The organism is Reyranella massiliensis 521, assembly GCF_000312425.1.
In the GTDB taxonomy this organism is placed as follows: Bacteria; Pseudomonadota; Alphaproteobacteria; order Reyranellales; family Reyranellaceae; genus Reyranella; species Reyranella massiliensis.
On record NZ_HE997181.1, the window covers coordinates 2,707,884 to 2,723,512 of the forward strand.

Genomic DNA, 15,629 nt, shown 5'->3' on the forward strand with positions numbered 1-15,629 from the left:
TATGAGCTATAGAAACGGCGCCTATAACTCACGCCGGCAGCCGGACAGCCTCGTTACCGGCGGGCTGCGGTCTTGCCGCCGCCGGTCTTGGAGCCGCCTGTCCATCGCTTCACCTGGCTCTTGAGCTTCTCGATCTTCATCACGTCGTCGATGCGGCGGTCGAGGAAGGACCAGGTCTGTTCGGCGCCGGGCGAGCGGTCGTTCAGCCAGTAGAGAAGCGTCGAGGAGTAGACGCCCGCCAAAGTCGCGCGCTTGGTGTAGAAATTGAAGTCGGTGCTGGTGTCGCCGGCGGCGTACCACAGGGCGTCGACCGTCTTGTAGAGAAGCTTCAGCCCCAGCCCGGCATTGAACGGCAGCGACAGCACGGCCAGCGCCCGCCGCGCCGCCTCGCGGTTGCCGACATGGCGCTCCAGCCGGATGCGGACGGCGGCCTTGATGCGGTCGCGGATCTTGAGCGCGAGCACACCCTCCGCCTCCATGTCCCGCACCGTGCGCCGGTCGGCCAGTTCGCTGGCATGGGTCAGGACCTGGATCGGCCCGCCGGGAAACAGCCGGTCGACCTCGCCCGCCGGCAGGTCGAGCTGCCGGCCGGCCGCCGCCAGCGCCGTGCGGGTCCAGCCCTCGAAGGCCGCCTCGGCGACGACCGCATCGGCCAGCCGGTCGCGCAGGGCGGCGTCGGGGTCCGCGGGCGCACGGTCCACAGGGCCCGCAGCCGCCGTGTCGATTTCCGCAGAATTAGGGGTGTTTTGGTCGGTCATATGGGGAATATAGGCCCCGTGCGGGGGGTTCCCAAGGGTATCGCGCTGTGATACCTACGCCGCCTCAGTTTCGGCCCCGAAGGGTTTTCGGGGCCTGTCGCCATATGGAAGGAAGCGATCGCAGTGCAGGTTCTCGTTCGTGAAAACAACGTCGATCAGGCGCTGCGCGTCCTGAAGAAGAAGATGCAGCGCGAAGGGATCTTCCGCGAGATGAAGCTTCGCCGCAACTACGAGAAGCCGTCCGAGCGCCGCGCCCGCGAACGTGCCGAGGCCATCCGCCGCACGCGCAAGCTGATGCGCAAGCGCATGGAGCGCGAGGGCTACTAGCTCCCTCATCTGTCCTCACCGAGCGACAGAGACGACGACACCCCCGGCAACACCGGGGGTTTTGTTTTGCGGGGGACGCTCCTGCGGCCCCGCCCTACGCTGCCTCGCGGTGCTTCTTCTTTCGCTTCGCTGCATGCCGGGCTGCGGCTGCGCGCCGGCTCGCGAGTGCGTCGTTGGCGTCTTTCATGACGCGCGCTTCGCGGACGGCTTCGGCATCGACACCGGCCTTGCTGTGCGCGTGCATCCAGCGCGCGATGTCGAGCCATTCCCAAAGCGGGCTTTCGGTGGTGATCCTCGCCGCAGGTAGCGGGAACCCCTCGCCGCGCTGGCCCAGAGCGAACTGCGTGATCGCCGCGCGCGACAGGCCGGTGCGCTTGGCGATCTCCGCGAGACTGACCAGCGGATCCGGTTCGATGCGCTCGACTTTGGCGCCCGCCTTCTTCACATCCCGGACCGCCGACGCAATCGCCTGTTCGAGCGACTTCCCTTCGCGGCCGAACTCCAGAATGAGCATGCCGCGCTGAAAGGCGATGGTCGCGTCATCGCAGCCCGCTTCGAAGAAAGCGTCCTCGAAGTTTGCAGCCGACGGCTCCACGCCACTGGCGACGATCGAGAATTCGTAGGTCTTCATCCTTCCCTTCCCGCACTCACGCCTCTTTACAATCGCATCGGTCGACGACACGCCGCAGATGCTTGCCGTGGTTGCCCGGATTCCGCGGCGTCGACCAGACGGATACCTGGCAGCCCTCTCTCGTGTGACGGGGACACTTCAGGCGGCCCCAGGCATGGCCGCTGGCCATCTCGACGGACCAGCCCCTGCCCTCGGCATATTTCAGGGCCGCCTCGACATCCTTCTTGGGATGAACGGGCCCAGCCACCGATCTTCTCCAAGGTAGGGTCTCTGTTAACACATGTCAACATCCATGGTTCCCATTGGGCTCGGACCATGAATTACTATTACGATATCAATTTATATAAAATACAACTTTAAGACGAGCCTCTTTCGGCGAAGACGCTATCCCAGCAACATCTCGATAGCGGCCTCAAGCTCGGGGACATCGGCGACCACCGCATCCGGCGTCTCCGCAATCGAGCGCGGACGCTGGCGGCGCCAGCGGCCGGAGCGGAACTGGATCGTGGTCATGCCGCGCGCCTTGGCGGGCGCGATGTCGGCGTCGAGACGGTCGCCGACGAACAGGCAGGAAGCAGGCGACACGTCGACCTCGTGCACGAACAGGCCGGCGATCCCTGCCCGTTCCAGCCGCGGCCATTGATGTGCCGGATCGATCACGCCGAGCACGAGGCCCCGCGCGCGCCATCGTTGCAGCAGGCCGTCGATGCCGGGCCGCAACTGGAAGACGTCGAGATTGCCCACCATGGCGCGCATCCGCTGGCGCACGCGCGCGATGCTCTGCGGATCGCCGCCGCACAAGGTCTCGATCATGTGGGCGTAGGTGTCGGGCGCGAAGGCCGCGACCGCGGCGTCGGAGGCTTCTTCGACCATCGTCTGGTCGACCCGGATTCCTTCCAGCCCGCAGGCCGCGGCGATGGCGCCGTCGACCGCGCTTTCCCAGGCGAATTCCAGGTCGAGAGGTCCGCCGACGTCGAAGAGAATGGCTTTGAAACGCATGTTGCCGGACGACCCTAGCTCAAATCGTCTGGCACTTGTCGATTCCGATCCATGGCGGTCGCGATATCCGGGGCGTAGGCTGCCGGATCTGCCACCAGAGGAGATGGGCTCATGACACAGCCTGCCATCATTCTCGTTCATGGTTTCTGGGGCGGCGCGGCCCACTGGGCCAAGGTCATTCCGGAACTCGCGAAACAAGGTCACACGGACCTGCATGCCGTCGAAATGCCGCTCACCTCTCTGGCCGACGATGCCGGGCGGCTGAAGAAGATGATCGCGCAGCGACATGGCCCGGTCCTGCTGGTCGGCCATTCCTATGGCGGCGCGGTGATCACGGAAGCGGGCAACGAGGCCAACGTCGCGGGCCTCGTCTACATCGCGGCCTTCGCGCCCGATGCCGGCGAGAGCCCCGGCGGCATCACCCAGGCCAATCCTCCAGCGGCCGTCGCGAACATCGCGCCCGACAGCGACGGCTATCTATGGGTCAAGCCCGACAAGTATCGCGAGAGCTTCTGCCACGACCTGACGGCGGAGGAAGCGTTCGTCATGGCGGTCACGCAGAAGGCGCCCGTCGGCTCGACCTTCGGCGACAAGATCGGCAAACCTGCCTGGAAGACCAAGCCGAGCTGGTACCAGATTTCCAGCCAGGACCGCATGATCAATCCCGAGAACCAGAAGATGATGTCGGCGCGGATGAACGCGAAGAAGGTCATCACGCTCGACGCCAGCCATGCCTCGCTGGCGTCGCGCCCGAAGGAAGTCACCGGCCTGATCGTCGAGGCTGCCAAGTCGGTTTCCTAGCGCGTGCCCAGCTAGATCATCGCGACGAGCCAGGCCGAGAGGAAGAGTCCGATGCCGAACACCGCGTGGGTCATCAAGCTGCGCAGACGCGCGGTGGCGGGCTTTGGCGTTTTCGAGGCGGCGATGCCGGCGCCGAGTCCGGGCTGAAGCACGAAGAACGGCGCGACAACGGTGACGATGCCGAAGAGCACCGCCGGCAGGAGCGATGGCTGGCGCGCCCAGCCGGGGCCGACGATCGCCAGGAGCACGATCGCGAAGACGATGCCGATAGCGTAGTGCGCCGCCCAGCCGAGCGCCCGTTCACCGGGAACGGGCGCGGCGCGGGCAATGGCGTCGTGCACGAAGTGCCCGCGCGGCAGATGCCCGACCCAGCGACCGACCATCGCAAAGTCGAGCGAGGCAATGCCGAAGCAGCGTTTGAGGAACACCGCCCAGAGATCCATCACGACCGTCGCGCCGACGCCGATCGGCACCGCGTGCACCAGGAGGTCGAGTACTTCGTTCATCGTCGTCGTCTTTCCTTCAAGAAGCGTGAACCGGACGGCAGCCGCGCAAGCCCGATGCCGAGGGACGATTGACCAACACCATCGCGAGCAGTGCAGCGACGACGTAGACCGCGGCGGCCGCACCGAAGGCAGAGGCATAGCCCGCGACCACATCCGTGCGGATCGCGGCCACCGACATCAGAAGCGCGAGGCCGACGGTCGGACCGAGTTCCATCGCCGTGTTCATCACGCCGCCGGCGAGGCCCATCTGATGTTGCGGCACGTTGGTCGTCGAGAGCACGGCCGAGCCCGAGAAGGTCAGCGCGCCCCCCGCCGCGAGCAGCAGCAGGCCCGGCAGGATGCCGGTGACGTAGGCGGTCTCGCGTTCGATGCCGACCAGCAACGCCAACCCGACCGCCGCAACGAGCAGGCCGCCGATGGTGACGCGCGCCGCGCCAAAGCGGCCCACCAACGGCACGGCGGCCCGGCTCGCGGCGATGAGCGCAACGGCGAACGGCAGGAAGGCCGCGGCCGTCGCCAGCGGCGACCAGTCGCGCACCTGCTGGAGATAAAGCGAGAGCACGAAGTTGACCAAACCCGAGCCGGCCGCGGCGAGGAACATGCCCATCAATCCCGTGAAGCGGCACGGCTCGGCCATGAAGCCCGGCGGCAGCAGCGGATCGCCTACCTTGCGTTCGACCAGCGCGAAGACAATCAGCAGCGCAAGGCCGATCGCCAGCGGGCCAGCCACGATCGCCGCCGTCCAAGGATGGTCGCCGCTTGCGATCAAACCGTAGCTGCCGAGCGAGATGCCCAGAGTGGCAAGCACGGCGCCGGCCGGATCGAGGCCGGGCCGTGTGCCTGCGCTCCCGAGTTCGCCGATTGGCAGCAGGCGACGCGCCGACATCAAGGCGATCAGCGCGACCAATGTCGGCACGGCGAACATCCAGCGCCACGACACCCAGCTGGTCAGCACGCCCGAAGCGATGAAGCCCACGACGGCGCCCAGGACGGAAACGCCACCCCAGGTCGCCATCGCCTTGCCGAAGGCGGCGGGCTGCGGAAACAGAGTGCGCAACACGGCGATCGCCGCGGGCGCCGTCATCGCGCCGCCGACGCCTTGCACGAAGCGCATGCTGACCAACACTTCGAAACTGGGCGCAAGCGCGGCCGCGACCGAGGCCACGCCGAAGACAGTCAGCCCCACCACGAACATGCGCCGCCCGCGATAGCGATCCGCCAACCGCCCGCCGAACAACAGCAAGCCGCTGAACGGCAAACCATATGCGGCCAGGATCAGCAGCAGATCGGCCGAACTCAGGTCGAACTCACCGGCGATTCTGGGCAGCGGCACGGTGATCAGCGCGATGGTGAAGATCAGCGTTGCCTGCACGATCGCGAGGACCGTGAACGGCAAACGAGAACTGCGGGAGCTACGGAAGGTGGGGTCGGATGGCACGGGCGGGCTCCATTTCAATATCATTCAATTTATTGATTGAATGATAGAGTGGTGCTAAACTGGCTGTCAATGAAGACGAAGCCCACGCCTCCCTCGCCCGAACGTTTCGAAGAGCTGGCGGAGATTGCCCGCACCTTGGGACACGCCCATCGCCTCGTCCTGCTGGAGCACATTTCCCAGGGCGAGCGGTCGGTCGAGCGGCTGGCGGAGCTGGCCGGCCTGTCGATCGCCAATGCCTCGCAGCACCTCCAGCATCTGAGACGAGCGGGCTTCGTCGAGACGCGGCGCGACGGCAAGCGTGTGCTCTATCGCCGGGGCGCCGGCCCACTAAGCAATGTGCTGGCCGCGCTGCGCGACTATGCCGAGCACCAGCGCGCGGAGATCCGCGCCGTCGTCTCCGACAGCATCGACCAGCGCGACCGGCTGGAAGGCATCTCCATCGAAGAACTTCTAGGCCGCCTGAAGGCCGACAATGTGGTTCTGCTCGACGTGCGGCCGGAAGAGGAGTTTGCGCTGGGCCACCTGCCCGGCGCCCTCAACATTCCCGCGCCAGAGTTGGAGCGCCGGCTCGGCGAGCTACCGGCGAACAAGGAAATCGTCGCCTACTGCCGCGGTCCCTACTGCGTGCTCTCGACCGACGCCGTCACCGCGCTGCGCGCCCACGGCCGCCAGGCCCGCCGCCTCGGCGCCGGCTTCCCTGAATGGAAAGCCGCCGGCCTGCGCACGGAAACGTTGGCCTCCAGGTAGGAATACCTTCCCTCACCCTGAGGGCCTCGCTTCGCATTACGACGGCGCGGGCCCCGGCCTTCGGCGCTGCGCGCCTGCAGGCCTACAGGCCGCGCGTATTAGTGCGACGAGCCTTCCAGCGCCTTCACGATGTTCTCGCACATCACCTTGGCGTCGGCGAAGAGCATCATCGTGTTGTCGCGGAAGAACAGTTCGTTGTCGACGCCGGCATAGCCCGAGGCCATGCCGCGCTTCACGAACAGCACGGTCTGCGCCTTCTCGACGTCGAGGATCGGCATGCCGTAGATCGCGCTCTTGGGATCGGTCTTGGCGGCCGGGTTGGTGACGTCGTTGGCGCCGATCACGAAGGCCACGTCGGTCGCGGCGAAGTCGCGGTTGATGTCGTCCAGCTCGAAGACCTCGTCGTAGGGCACGTTGGCTTCGGCCAGCAGCACGTTCATGTGGCCCGGCATGCGGCCGGCCACCGGATGGATGGCGTAGCGCACCTGCACGCCCTCCTTCTTGAGCAGGTCGGCCATCTCGCGCAGCGCGTGCTGCGCCTGGGCGACGGCCATGCCGTAGCCCGGCACGATGATCACCGAGCCGGCATTCTTCATCAGGAAGGCCGCATCCTCGGCCGAGCCCGCCTTGACCGGCTTGTCGGTCTTGGCGGCGGGGCCGCCCGCCGCGCTGCTGTCGGTGCCGAAGCCGCCCAGGATCACGTTGAAGATCGAGCGGTTCATGCCCTTGCACATGATGTAGCTCAGGATCGCGCCCGAGGAGCCCACCAGCGCGCCGGTCACGATCAGCGCGGTGTTGCCCAGGGTGAAGCCGATGCCGGCCGCCGCCCAGCCCGAGTAGGAGTTGAGCATCGACACGACCACCGGCATGTCGGCGCCGCCGATCGGCAGGATCAACAGGAAGCCCAGCGCCAGCGACAGCACGATCAGCAGCACGAAGGTCGAGGGGTGGCCGCGCATGGCGAACCACACGAGCAGCACGACCAGCGCAATGCCCAGCAGCGCGTTCAGCGGATGCTGGCCCTTGAAGACCAGCGGCGAGCCCGAGACCAGGCCTTGCAGCTTGGCGAAGGCCACGATGGAGCCGGTGAAGGTGATGGCGCCGATGACGGTGCCCAGCCCCATCTCGATCAGGCTCTGCACCTTGATCTTGCCGGCGACGCCGATGCCGAAGGCTTCGGGCGAGATGAAGGCCGCCGCCGCCACGAACACCGCCGCGAGGCCGACCAGCGAATGGAAGGCGGCCACGAGCTGCGGCAGCGCCGTCATCTGGATGCGCATCGCCACGAAGGTGCCGACCGCGCCGCCGACGATGAGGCCCGCGAGGATCAGCCAGGGCGAGACGACGCCCGGCGTGGCCACGGTGACGCCGATGGCGATCACCATGCCGACGATGCCGTAGAGGTTGCCGGCGCGCGACGTGGTGGGCGAGCTGAGCCCGCGCAGCGCCATGATGAAGCAGATGGCCGCGATCAGATAGCCGTAGGCGGCCAGTTCCTGGGTAAACATTCCTGGTTTCTCCGCGCGCCTACTTCTTGACCGGCTGTTTCTTCTTGAACATCGACAGCATGCGGTGCGTGACGATGAAGCCGCCGAAGATGTTCACCGCGGCCAGCGCCACGGCGATGAAGCCGAAGATCTGCGCCGCGCCCATGCCCTTCAGGCCGGCCGCCAGCAGCGCGCCCACGATGATCACCGAGGAGACGGCGTTGGTGACGGCCATCAGCGGCGAATGCAGCGCCGGCGTCACGCGCCACACCACGTAGTAGCCGACGAAGCAGGCCAGCGCGAAGATGGTCAGCAGCGCCACGAACGGCATGTGGCCGTCGGGGATCGCGACCGGCGCCGCCGCCGCCGCATCGGTGATCTGCTGCGCCACGGCCTTGAGCTGGGTGGCCAGGTCCTGCGCCTGGGTCGCGAGCTTGGAGGCTTCGCCTGCGATCTTGTCGTCCATTGGGGACAGCTCCCTTTTAGCTCTGCTGGACCAGCGAGGGATGCACGATCTGGCCGTCGCGCGTGACCAGCGTGCCCTTCACGACCTCGTCTTCGAGGTTGATCGTGAGTGCCTTGGTCTCCTTGTCGACCATCGGCGTGATGAAGTTCAGCAGGTTGCGCGAGAACAGCGACGACGCATCGGTCGCCAGCTCGCCCGGCAGGTTGGCCGGCCCCACGATCTTCACGCCGTACTTCTCGACGACCCGGCCGTATTCGGAGAGCGGGCAGTTGCCGCCCTGCTCGACCGCCATGTCGACGATCACCGAGCCGGGCTTCATGGTCTTTACCATGTCCTCGCTCACCAGCACCGGCGCCTTGCGGCCGGGAATGAGCGCGGTGGTGATCACGATGTCCTGCAGCTTGATATGGTCGGCCACCAGCGCCGCCTGCTTGGCGCGATACTCCGCGCTCATCTCCTTGGCGTAGCCGCCCGCGGTTTCCGCCGCCTTGAATTCCTCGTCCTCGACGGCCACGAACTTGGCGCCGAGCGACTGGACCTGTTCCTTGGTCGCCGGCCGCACGTCGGTCGCGGTCACGACCGAACCGAGGCGGCGCGCCGTGGCGATGGCCTGCAGGCCGGCCACGCCCACGCCCATGATGAAGGTGCGCGACGGCGCCAGCGTGCCGCCGGGCGTCATCATCTGCGGGAAGATGCGGCCATAGTTGTTGGCCGCCAGCAGCACCGCTTTATATCCGGCAAGGTTGGCCTGCGAGGACAGGATGTCCATCGACTGGGCGCGCGTGATGCGCGGGATCAGTTCCAGAGCGAACGAGGTCACGCCCCGGGAGGCCAGCGCCTGCACGAGGTCCTTGTTGACGAGCGCGCCGAGCGGCGACATCAGCGTCTGGCCCTGGCGCAGCAGCGCAAGCTCGTCGGTGCCTTCCGCCGCCGACATCGGCCGCTGGATCTTGAACACGATGTCGCCCGCGGCGAAGGCTGCGGCGGCATCCGGCACGATGGTTGCACCGGCATCGGCATAGGCCTGGTCGGTATAGGCGGCTGCCGTACCGGCGCCGGCCTCGATGGTGATCTCCGCGCCCAGCGCTTTCAGCTTCTTGACGGTTTCCGGAGTGGCGGCCACGCGGGTTTCGTGCGGCCGGCGTTCTTTGACGATGGAGATCTTCATAAGTTGTTCAGATCGCTCGGCATGATCGGTTGGCAGATCGGATGAAACGCGAAAAGACGCATCTTGCCGGGCACCATGCACAGCGTTCCGATCTTTGCCAAGCCGGTTTTTCGCCGCGCGATCAGTGACGGTTTAACAGCGGTGAACGGCGCGTCATACTCCAGCATGGCCCCTGCTCATCCGACATCCACACGACCTGCCATCCTCACCGGCTTCCATTTCACCAAGACGACGCTCGGCGCCTTCTCCGAGGGCTACGACATCGTGGGCCACATGGACAAGCCCGACATCGCGCTGATCCCGCCCGGCGTCGCCGATCGCGTGCAGGCGCTGGTGACCACGGGCAGCGTCGGCGCCACCGACAAGCTGATGGCGGCGTTTCCGCGGCTGTCGCTGATCTGCTGCTACGGCACCGGCTACGAGCGCATGGACCTCGAAGCGGCACGCCGCCGCAACATCATGATCACACACGGCGCCGACGCGAACGCGCCCGACGTCGCGGAGATGGCGGTGGGCCTCGTGCTCGCCTCGCATCGCCGCATCGTGCGCGCCGACAAGATGATCCGGCGCGGCGAGTGGACCAAGCGCATCCCCAACCGTTTCGGCGCCATCTCCGGCCTCACCGGCGCGAAGTTCGGCATCCTGGGCCTCGGCGCCATCGGCTTGGAGATCGCCCGGCGCATGAAGGGCTTCGACGTCGAGATCGGCTACTGCAACCGCAACAGGCGCAGCGACGTCGACTTCCCCTACTTCGCCGACGTGATGGAGCTGGCGACGTGGAGCGACATCCTGATGGTGGTGCTGCGCTCCGATGCCTCGAACCGGCACATCATCAACGCCCAGGTGCTGAAGGCGCTGGGCCCGCGCGGCCATCTCGTCAACATCAGCCGCGGCTGGGCGGTCGACGAGAGCGCGCTGGCCCACGCGCTGCGCAACAACATCATCGAAGGCGCCGCGCTCGATGTGTTCGACGAGGAACCCTACGAGGGCACCGAGCTTCTCGACCTCGACAACCTCGTGATGACCCCGCACTTCGGCGGCGGCACCGAACACGCGCAACGCCGCATGACCGCCAGCGTGCGCGCCAACCTCGACAACCATTTCGCCGGCAAGCCGGTCGTGACGCCCGTGCCCGAACTGCGCGAGTGGGCCAAGTCCGCGGATGCGCCGAAGCCGAAGTGACCCTAGCGTTCGCTTCCTCTACGAGAAGACGCCAAGTGCGCTGCTTTGCATTTGCTTAGCTTCGGACGAGCTGACTAGCTCTCTTTGGCTTGATTGACTTCAGCATGTCGAGCTTTCGCTTCTCCGCGGCAATTGCATCGAGCATGACGCTGCACTTGTCATCAAGAAGCTTAACTAAATTTTCATGCTTCTGTTCAATGCGTCCATGTTTCGTGGAGAGCTGTATAAACTTGTCGAGCCTGATTGCCGAAACTTTCATTCGCTCATTCTTGTTGTCGGCCATCTGTAGTTCCAAATCAAACGTTGCGCTCGCCGCAGCCTTGTTAGTTGCAAGAATATCAGCCGGAGCAATTGCCCTCTGTAGTGCCGGCCGAATCGCCGCAAACAGAAAATCGCGTATTCTGTCATCCTTGACTATTGGCAGCAGTACCACCGGACGCCGAATACGCCTGTCTTTCTTGTCCACCGCCTCAAATAAGGTAACGGCAAACAATTGAAGCACGGACGCTATCGCCGCCTTGCGATCAGCCTTCAGGTCACTGCCATTAACTTTGCATGCGGCTTCAAAACAGGGGATCCAGAGAAAGCGAGCGAGGCGTCCGCGATCAATCTCTTCCAAAAACGCCAGCTCTTGCGCAAATGCCGAACAGCGTCCCTTTGAATGGAGAAGTGAGTACCACCTCTTTGCAAATGCTTCCTCTGAATGGCGCACAAATGAAGCGGCGTAGTATTCTTGTACACTACGATGAATAAAGTGGTAGCGAAGGCCTTCTTCTTGCAACAGGCACAGAGACTTGACGCAGTCTTCGCGATACTCATCTGCATCGACCCGAATTGAACGAACCTGCTTTGCCTCCTCTACGCATTGCCGAAAGGCATCCTTGTCAAATGCTCCGAGCGACTGGACACGACTGTAGAAGCAAAATGCTTCAAACAAGCTCTTGAAGTCACTTTCGGACAGATCCGTTAAGCGATCCCGTTCAAAACCCTCCTTCATTCGGTCATGTCGGTAGAAGAGCGTATCGAACAGATGTTGATAGAATTCATGTATCGTCGGGGGGATACGATGCTCGGCTCGATATAGAAGTCCAAGCAACGTCAACAGCAATGGTGTTGTGACGAGATTCGAAACCTGAACACCGCTGCTACGGACCTCGTCAATAATGCGATCTGCAACTTTTGAGTCGCCGAGGACCTTGGCAAGAAAGAATTTATGGTCTGTTGATCTAAGTTCTTCAAGTTTGATGATCTTGAAGCCTGCGCAGGTGCTAATCGGCGTGCCCGGACGTGTCGTAACAACAATCTGAAGTCGAGGAACTACCTTGGCAATCTCTGAGATTTCCAACACGACCTTTGAATGAAGATCGGTCGGAACTTCATCAAACGCATCAAGCAGCAGAACAAGTTTGCCGCTAGTACAGATTGCCTTGAAGTCTTTGAAACTCAGCGTCGAAGAAAAGCTCTTTAACTTGGCGGCAATCAGATTCTCTAACGTGTCTTCGATATTTCTCAGCTCGACGAATATTGGAATGCGCCGATTTTCGGGAGACGCGCCATTTGACACCTCGCTAAGAGCCAAATGTTTCAAGAAGCAGGTTTTGCCTTGTCCTATGGTGCCTTCGACAATGTAATTTTGAATCGGCATCTCATGCAGATTGCGTACGGCAATTCCTGGCTGTGAGCCAGCGGGACGATTGTAGTCGACCACTCTTGCCGGATAGTAGATTTGGCGGAGGCTGACATCTTCCGCTGGCTTCAAGATGGTGCGGATTTGATCGAGGCGCCCGACTTGTCGAACAATTTCATCAAGCGTTTTTTGATTGGTTAGGGATCGTATTTCACGTCCAACCTTTGACTTGCAGTACTGATATATGTCCGCGATTGCCGGCTTAATAACTGCGGAGATCGCGCTTGCCGCGACCGTTGCTGAAGCGCTCACTTTTTCTTGTGCCCCCGAGGTAGTAGCACCAAATACTACCAGTAATTGCGATACAGAATCTACTCACAGACCGCAGATTTGACTTGTTCGTTTACTGTAGGGATTAAACTTACAATCCTACACGGGTGAAGGATTGCTCTTCCGCCCACCTAGCCTTCCCTCATAAGGGAGGGCGGCCATAGTGTTTTGGAACGCATGACGATGGACGCCACGTCGAATTGGTCGGCATCATCGGCCTGAAGGAAGCCTTCACATCCGGGGAGCCGCCATGATCGACGAAGCACTCGCGCAGAGATTGATCGAGGCCTGTCGAAGAGACGGCGAGTTCAGGCTGGCGGCGCGGCACTGGACGGGGAGCCTGCGTCTGGAGTCGCCGGAGGGCGCGTGCGCGATGGAGGTCGATGACGGCAAGGTCGGCGCGATCCAGCCGCCGCTCGGCGCCGACGGCCGCATCGTGCTCAAGGCATCGGAGGATGTCTGGGCGAAGCTGCTCGCGGCCAAGCCGCCGCGCCTTTTCAACGATCTCTCTGCAATCCTCGCGCGCAAGGAGATGACGCTGGAGGCCGATCCGGTCTGCTACGCGCAGTATTATCCGGCGGTCATGCGCGCCATCGAACTGCTGCGGCCTGCGAAGAAAGAGGCGCCGCTGTCGGTCGCGAAACCCGCCGGCACCTTCGACAGTCCGGTCGGGCGCTACGTGCATCTCGATATCGAAGGCCAAAGCTACCGCATCTATTTCGAGGAAGCGGGCTCGGGCATTCCGATGCTGCTGCAACACACGGCGGGCGCGCACGGTGCGCAGTGGCGGCATCTCTTCGAGTGCCGCGAGATCACCGATCACTTCCGGCTGATCGCCTACGACCTGCCGTTCCACGGCAAGTCGCTGCCGCCGGTCGGGCCGAAATGGTGGGCCGAGGAGTATCGCCTGACCGCGTCGTTCGCCCGCGCATTGCCGGTGACGCTCGCGCGCACGCTCGGCCTCGACCGGCCCGTCTTCATGGGATGCTCGGTGGGCGGCCTGCTGGCGCTCGATCTCGCGCGGCATCACCCCGATGTCTTCAGCGCCGTGATCTCGCTCGAAGGCGCGCTCAAGATCGAAGCTGCGATCAGCGACCTCGGCCGGCTCTGGCATCCGCAGGTGAGCAACGACTACAAGGGCCGGCTGATGAACGGGCTGATGAGCCCGACCTCGCCCGAGGCCTATCGCAAGGAGACAAGCCAGGTCTATGCCTCGGGCTGGCCGCCGGCCTTCCTCGGCGACCTCTATTACTATGTCGAGGACTACGACCTTCGGCAGGAAGCCTCGAAGATCGACACCAGGCGCACCGCCGTCCACATCCTGAGCGGCGAGTACGACGCCAGCGGCACGATGGAACGCGGCCGCGCCGCCCACGAAGCGATCGCCGGTTCGACCTGGGCCGGCATGGACGATGTCGGCCACTTCCCGATGTCGGAGAATCCGGAAGCGTTCTTCACGTATCTGCTGCCGATCCTGAAACAGGTCCGCGAGACGCGGGGCGCTTCGGGCTGACGAGGCGAAGACGAAATTGTCTGTCATCCTGAGCGCAGCGAAGGATCTCATGCCCGTGGCAAGCGGCGATGAGGTCCTTCGCTTCGCTCAGGACGACAAGAGAGGCTCTAGCCGGCCTTCGACAGGTTGAGCGCGCACTGGCTTTCGTCGGGGCCCGGTCCGCCCTTGAAGTCGGAGCGCGATATCGTCGTGGCGGTGATGGTGTTGCCCTGGATCGTCGCCGAGAACGAACCGGAGAGCGTCTTCTCCCCGATCCGCGGCCGCCAGGTCACCGAGCCCGACACCCGGTTGCCCGCCAGGTTGATGGTGACGAGCGTGCCGCCACGGCCGGGAAAGGTATGGGAGGCCTTGCCGTTCACGGGCACGAGCGCGATCGGAACGCCGCTGCCCGGCCACAGGTCGCACTTGAACGTGCCGGTCCATCGCCCATCGCCGGCCGGTGCCGTGGCGGCTGCCGTCGCCGTCGGAGCCGAGGGCGCCGGCGCGGCAGGTGTCGTTGCCGATGTCGTTGCCGGCGGCGCTGCGGCCGCGGCCGCAGCCTTGGCCTTGGCGGCCTCCTCGGCGGCCTTCTTCTCGTCCTCGGCCTTCTTCTGGTCGGCGTCGTACTTCTGCAGGGCCGCCGACGCCTCGCGCGTCAGCGCCGCGTGCTGCGTGCCGTCGAGGAAGCCGGTCGCCGGCCGGTTCCGCGCCTTCTGCCAGGCCGCGATCATCTCGCGGCTGCGCGGCCCCAGCGCGCCGTCGTTGCCGCGCGTGTCGAAGCCCAGCGACGAGAGCGCAACCTGCACCTTCTGCCGCTCGGGCAGGCCGAGCCCCAACGCCGTCTCCGCCGCTTCCGCCGTCTTCCGGGCCGCGGCCTCCGCATCGGCCTTTGCCTTCGCTTCGGCCTTCGCTTCGGCCTTCGCCTTCTCCTGCGCCTCGGCCTCGGCAATCTGCCGGGCGGTGGCGTCGGCCTTTTCCTTCTTCTCGGCCGCGGCCTTCTTCTGCGCCTCCTCCTCGGTCCGCAGGCGTTCGGCCTGCGCCCTGGCCAGCGCCTCGTCGGCCAGCCGCTTGGTCTCGGCCTCCACCATCGCCTTGCGGCGCGCGTCTTCCTCGGCCTGACGCAGCGCGGCCATCTCGGCTTCGGCCTTGCGTTGCGCGGCCTCCGCCTCGGCCCGCCGCGCCTCGTTCTGCGCCTCCTGCCGGCGGACCTCGATCTCGGTCTTGAGCCGCGCCAGCTCCTCCTCGGCCGCCTTGCGCGCCGCCTCGGCCTTCACCAGCTCGGCGTCGGCGGCCTGCTTGGCCGCGGCATCGGCTTCGGCCTTGCGCTGCGCCTCCTCTTCGAGACGCCGCTTCTCCGCCGCCGCGGCATCGGCGGCACGCCGCTCCGCCAGCGCGCGTTCGAGGTCTTCGACCTTGAGGTCCTGCAGCGCGACCGCGGCCGGCTCCGGCTTCGACGGCGACAAGGCAAAGTAGCCGCCACCGCCTGCCAGCAGCAGCACCGCGGCGGCGACGCCGGCATAGAGCGGCGCGCGGCTCCTGGGCGGTGGAGGGAGCGGCGATTGCGTAGGCTGTGAAGGAGAAGAGGACGGCGGCTGAACCGTGGACGAGAGCGCAAGCGCCGCCGCCTGCGACGCCGACGAAGTTGGCGAGCGCGAGAGCTGCGTGGCGTC

At 64.8% G+C, this 15,629-nt stretch carries 17 protein-coding genes; 5 read left to right on the forward strand and 12 right to left on the reverse strand.

The annotated features are described in order from the left end of the window. Window positions 1–53: 53 nt before the first annotated feature. A complete protein-coding gene (locus BN60_RS13390; RefSeq protein WP_020696577.1) occupies window positions 54–701 on the reverse strand; it encodes a COQ9 family protein in 648 nt (215 codons plus the stop codon). Window positions 702–881: 180 nt separating this feature from the next. On the opposite strand from BN60_RS13390, the gene rpsU reads away from it, so the two are divergent. Next, window positions 882–1,085: a 30S ribosomal protein S21 gene (rpsU, locus tag BN60_RS13395; RefSeq protein WP_020696578.1), complete on the forward strand. Its 204-nt coding sequence runs from the start codon at window positions 882–884 to the stop codon at window positions 1,083–1,085. Window positions 1,086–1,179: 94 nt separating this feature from the next. On the opposite strand, the gene BN60_RS13400 is transcribed toward rpsU, so the two are convergent. The 3 genes from BN60_RS13400 to BN60_RS13410 form a co-directional block, all read right to left on the reverse strand. Beyond that, window positions 1,180–1,716 carry a helix-turn-helix transcriptional regulator gene (locus BN60_RS13400; RefSeq protein WP_020696579.1) on the reverse strand — a complete coding sequence of 179 codons (537 nt, stop codon included), beginning with the start codon at window positions 1,714–1,716 and terminating at the stop codon, window positions 1,180–1,182. Window positions 1,717–1,732: 16 nt separating this feature from the next. Beyond that, a complete protein-coding gene (locus tag BN60_RS13405) occupies window positions 1,733–1,963 on the reverse strand; it encodes a hypothetical protein (RefSeq protein ID WP_020696580.1) in 231 nt (76 codons plus the stop codon). A 137-nt stretch (window positions 1,964–2,100) separates the two neighbouring features. After that, on the reverse strand, window positions 2,101–2,715 hold the full coding sequence (locus BN60_RS13410) for an HAD family hydrolase (RefSeq protein WP_020696581.1): 615 nt from the start codon (window positions 2,713–2,715) through the stop codon (window positions 2,101–2,103). 111 nt (window positions 2,716–2,826) lie between these two features. Here BN60_RS13410 and BN60_RS13415 point away from each other — a divergent pair, with 111 nt between their 5' ends. Next, the gene (locus BN60_RS13415; protein WP_020696582.1) at window positions 2,827–3,516 is read left to right on the forward strand and encodes an alpha/beta hydrolase; all 690 of its coding nucleotides are present in this window, start codon (window positions 2,827–2,829) and stop codon (window positions 3,514–3,516) included. A gap of 11 nt (window positions 3,517–3,527) precedes the next feature. On the opposite strand, the gene BN60_RS13420 is transcribed toward BN60_RS13415, so the two are convergent. Together BN60_RS13420 and BN60_RS13425 are read right to left on the reverse strand one after the other, a co-directional pair. Continuing rightward, window positions 3,528–4,022: a DUF2938 domain-containing protein gene (locus tag BN60_RS13420; RefSeq protein ID WP_020696583.1), complete on the reverse strand. Its 495-nt coding sequence runs from the start codon at window positions 4,020–4,022 to the stop codon at window positions 3,528–3,530. A 16-nt stretch (window positions 4,023–4,038) separates the two neighbouring features. Beyond that, a complete protein-coding gene (locus BN60_RS13425) occupies window positions 4,039–5,418 on the reverse strand; it encodes an MFS transporter (RefSeq protein ID WP_020696584.1) in 1,380 nt (459 codons plus the stop codon). A 111-nt stretch (window positions 5,419–5,529) separates the two neighbouring features. Between BN60_RS13425 and BN60_RS13430 the strand changes: the two genes are divergently transcribed. Continuing rightward, entirely contained in the window at window positions 5,530–6,207 is a 678-nt protein-coding gene (locus BN60_RS13430) for an ArsR/SmtB family transcription factor (RefSeq protein ID WP_020696585.1), read from the forward strand. A gap of 98 nt (window positions 6,208–6,305) precedes the next feature. Here BN60_RS13430 and BN60_RS13435 read toward each other — a convergent pair whose 3' ends face one another. Genes BN60_RS13435 through BN60_RS30900 form a run of 4 tightly spaced genes read right to left on the reverse strand, consistent with a single transcriptional unit; the run spans window position 6,306 to window position 9,495 of the window. Further along, window positions 6,306–7,715: an NAD(P)(+) transhydrogenase (Re/Si-specific) subunit beta gene (locus BN60_RS13435; protein WP_020696586.1), complete on the reverse strand. Its 1,410-nt coding sequence runs from the start codon at window positions 7,713–7,715 to the stop codon at window positions 6,306–6,308. Between the two features lie 19 nt (window positions 7,716–7,734). Further along, window positions 7,735–8,160, reverse strand: coding sequence for an NAD(P) transhydrogenase subunit alpha part 2 (locus BN60_RS13440; RefSeq protein ID WP_020696587.1), 426 nt, complete (start codon window positions 8,158–8,160; stop codon window positions 7,735–7,737). 16 nt (window positions 8,161–8,176) lie between these two features. After that, the gene (locus tag BN60_RS13445) at window positions 8,177–9,328 is read right to left on the reverse strand and encodes a Re/Si-specific NAD(P)(+) transhydrogenase subunit alpha (protein WP_020696588.1); all 1,152 of its coding nucleotides are present in this window, start codon (window positions 9,326–9,328) and stop codon (window positions 8,177–8,179) included. Continuing rightward, on the reverse strand, window positions 9,325–9,495 hold the full coding sequence (locus tag BN60_RS30900; RefSeq protein WP_020696589.1) for a hypothetical protein: 171 nt from the start codon (window positions 9,493–9,495) through the stop codon (window positions 9,325–9,327). The genes BN60_RS13445 and BN60_RS30900 overlap by 4 nt, the downstream gene beginning before the upstream one ends. On the opposite strand from BN60_RS30900, the gene BN60_RS13450 reads away from it, so the two are divergent. Beyond that, on the forward strand, window positions 9,494–10,510 hold the full coding sequence (locus tag BN60_RS13450; RefSeq protein WP_020696590.1) for a 2-hydroxyacid dehydrogenase: 1,017 nt from the start codon (window positions 9,494–9,496) through the stop codon (window positions 10,508–10,510). The genes BN60_RS30900 and BN60_RS13450 overlap by 2 nt on opposite strands. Before the next feature lie 55 nt (window positions 10,511–10,565). Here BN60_RS13450 and BN60_RS13455 read toward each other — a convergent pair whose 3' ends face one another. Continuing rightward, the gene (locus BN60_RS13455) at window positions 10,566–12,449 is read right to left on the reverse strand and encodes an NACHT domain-containing protein (protein ID WP_148283409.1); all 1,884 of its coding nucleotides are present in this window, start codon (window positions 12,447–12,449) and stop codon (window positions 10,566–10,568) included. A gap of 268 nt (window positions 12,450–12,717) precedes the next feature. On the opposite strand from BN60_RS13455, the gene BN60_RS13460 reads away from it, so the two are divergent. Next, complete coding sequence (locus BN60_RS13460; RefSeq protein ID WP_020696594.1) at window positions 12,718–13,980, forward strand: alpha/beta fold hydrolase; 1,263 nt, start codon at window positions 12,718–12,720, stop codon at window positions 13,978–13,980. A 107-nt stretch (window positions 13,981–14,087) separates the two neighbouring features. On the opposite strand, the gene BN60_RS30905 is transcribed toward BN60_RS13460, so the two are convergent. After that, the coding region (locus BN60_RS30905) for a peptidoglycan-binding domain-containing protein (RefSeq protein WP_177324812.1) at window positions 14,088–15,629 on the reverse strand (1,542 nt) is incomplete at its 5' end.